Here is a 3,091-nt window from a genome sequence, read left to right as displayed (position 1 = left end):
ACACACCTGTTATAGGATCAAGCCTTACGGGCAATTAGTATCAGTTAGCTTAACGCATTACTGCGCTTCCACACCTGACCTATCAACGTCCTGGTCTTGAACGACCCTTCAAGGGGCTCGAAGCCCCGGGGATATCTCATCTTAAGGCGAGTTTCCCGCTTAGATGCTTTCAGCGGTTATCTCTTCCGAACATAGCTACCCGGCGATGCCACTGGCGTGACAACCGGTACACCAGAGGTTCGTCCACTCCGGTCCTCTCGTACTAGGAGCAGCCCCCTTCAAATATCCAGCGCCCACGGCAGATAGGGACCAAACTGTCTCACGACGTTTTAAACCCAGCTCACGTACCTCTTTAAATGGCGAACAGCCATACCCTTGGGACCGGCTACAGCCCCAGGATGAGATGAGCCGACATCGAGGTGCCAAACACCGCCGTCGATATGAACTCTTGGGCGGTATCAGCCTGTTATCCCCAGAGTACCTTTTATCCGTTGAGCGATGGCCCTTCCATACAGAACCACCGGATCACTATGACCTGCTTTCGCACCTGCTCGACTTGTCGGTCTCGCAGTTAAGCACGCTTATGCCATTGCACTATCAGCACGATTTCCGACCGTACCTAGCGTACCTTCGTACTCCTCCGTTACACTTTGGGAGGAGACCGCCCCAGTCAAACTGCCCACCATGCACTGTCCCCGACCCGGATAACGGGCCAAGGTTAGAACCTCAAACAAACCAGGGTGGTATTTCAAGGACGGCTCCACGCAGACTGGCGTCCACGCTTCATAGCCTCCCACCTATCCTACACAGATCGGTTCAAAGTCCAATGCAAAGCTACAGTAAAGGTTCATGGGGTCTTTCCGTCTAGCCGCGGGGAGATTGCATCATCACAAACACTTCAACTTCGCTGAGTCTCGGGAGGAGACAGTGTGGCCATCGTTACGCCATTCGTGCAGGTCGGAACTTACCCGACAAGGAATTTCGCTACCTTAGGACCGTTATAGTTACGGCCGCCGTTTACCGGGACTTCAATCAAGAGCTTGCACCCCATCATTTAATCTTCCGGCACCGGGCAGGCGTCACACCCTATACGTCCACTTTCGTGTTTGCAGAGTGCTGTGTTTTTATTAAACAGTCGCAGCCACCAGTTTATTGCAACCCTTTCACCCTCCTGGCGCAGGCCAGTCAAGCTACAAGGGCGTACCTTATCCCGAAGTTACGGTACCAATTTGCCGAGTTCCTTCTCCCGAGTTCTCTCAAGCGCCTTAGAATACTCATCTCGCCCACCTGTGTCGGTTTGCGGTACGGTCAATGTGAAACTGAAGCTTAGAGGCTTTTCCTGGAACCCCTTCCAGTTGCTTCGCTCCCTAGAGAGCTCGCGCCACGCCCTTGAATTACGTGCCCGGATTTGCCAGAGCACCTTCTCCAACGCAGCGACCGGGACTTCCAACACCCGGACAACCTTCCGCGATCCGTCCCCCCATCGCATTTCACACTGGTACAGGAATATTGACCTGTTTCCCATCAGCTACGCATTTCTGCCTCGCCTTAGGGGCCGACTCACCCTACGCCGATGAACGTTGCGTAGGAAACCTTGGGCTTACGGCGAGGGGGCCTTTCACCCCCTTTATCGCTACTCATGTCAGCATTCGCACTTCCGATACCTCCAGCACGCTTTTCAACGCACCTTCGCAGGCTTACGGAACGCTCTCCTACCATGCGTGCAAAGCACGCATCCGCAGCTTCGGTATATGACTTAGCCCCGTTACATCTTCCGCGCAGGACGACTCGATCAGTGAGCTATTACGCTTTCTTTAAAGGGTGGCTGCTTCTAAGCCAACCTCCTGACTGTTTTAGCCTTCCCACTTCGTTTCCCACTTAGTCATATTTGGGGACCTTAGCTGGCGGTCTGGGTTGTTTCCCTCTTGACACCGGACGTTAGCACCCGATGTCTGTCTCCCGTGATTGCACTCTTCGGTATTCGGAGTTTGCTATGGCGAAGTAATCCGCAATGGACCCTTCAACCATGACAGTGCTCTACCCCCGAAGGTGATACACGAGGCACTACCTAAATAGTTTTCGGAGAGAACCAGCTATTTCCAGGTTTGTTTAGCCTTTCACCCCTATCCACAGCTCATCCCCTAACTTTTCAACGTTAGTGGGTTCGGACCTCCAGTACGTGTTACCGCACCTTCATCCTGGCCATGGATAGATCACCTGGTTTCGGGTCTACACCCAGCGACTGAATCGCCCTGTTCGGACTCGCTTTCGCTACGCCTGCCCTAATCGGTTAAGCTCGCCACTGAATGTAAGTCGCTGACCCATTATACAAAAGGTACGCCGTCACCCCTTGCGAGGCTCCGACTGTTTGTATGCATGCGGTTTCAGGATCTATTTCACTCCCCTCCCGGGGTTCTTTTCGCCTTTCCCTCACGGTACTGGTTCACTATCGGTCGATCACGAGTATTTAGCCTTGGAGGATGGTCCCCCCATCTTCAGACAGGATTTCACGTGTCCCGCCCTACTTGTCGTACACCTAGTTCTTCCACATCGCCTTCGCCTACGGGGCTATCACCCACTATGGCCGCACTTTCCAGAGCGTTTGGCTGACGACATAGATAAAGAGTACAGGCTGGTCCCATTTCGCTCGCCACTACTTTGGGAATCTCGGTTGATTTCTTTTCCTGCGGTTACTTAGATGTTTCAGTTCACCGCGTTCGCTTCACATGACCTATGTATTCAGTCATGGATACTCCATTCGGAGTGGGTTTCCCCATTCGGATATCGATGGATCAAAGCTCGTTTGCCAGCTCCCCATCGCTTTTCGCAGGCTACCGCGTCCTTCATCGCCTGTGATCGCCAAGGCATCCACCACATGCACTTGTTCGCTTGACCCTATAACGGGTGTGTCTCTTTCAAGACGCATCCGCTACAGGCTGAGTATTCGCGTTGTGCCGTATTCCAAGGCTGTCTTTCGACAACCCTTAAATACTTTCGATACAATCACAACCCTGATTCGCCTACTTACGTACCCATCTCTAAGTACGCTTTCGCGAATCTCTTTACTACTTCTTCCTGATTGTTAAAGAAC

Annotated in this window: 1 rRNA gene; it reads right to left on the bottom strand. The window is 52.7% G+C overall.

The annotated features are described in order from the left end of the window. Positions 1-13: 13 nt before the first annotated feature. Positions 14-2,895, bottom strand: a 23S ribosomal RNA gene (locus tag G3O01_RS44700). Positions 2,896-3,091: the final 196 nt, after the last annotated feature.

Origin of the sequence: Burkholderia sp. Ac-20365, from assembly GCF_017104715.1 — a bacterium.
GTDB lineage: Bacteria > Pseudomonadota > Gammaproteobacteria > Burkholderiales > Burkholderiaceae > Paraburkholderia.
This window is presented reverse-complemented; position numbering and strand designations above follow the sequence as displayed.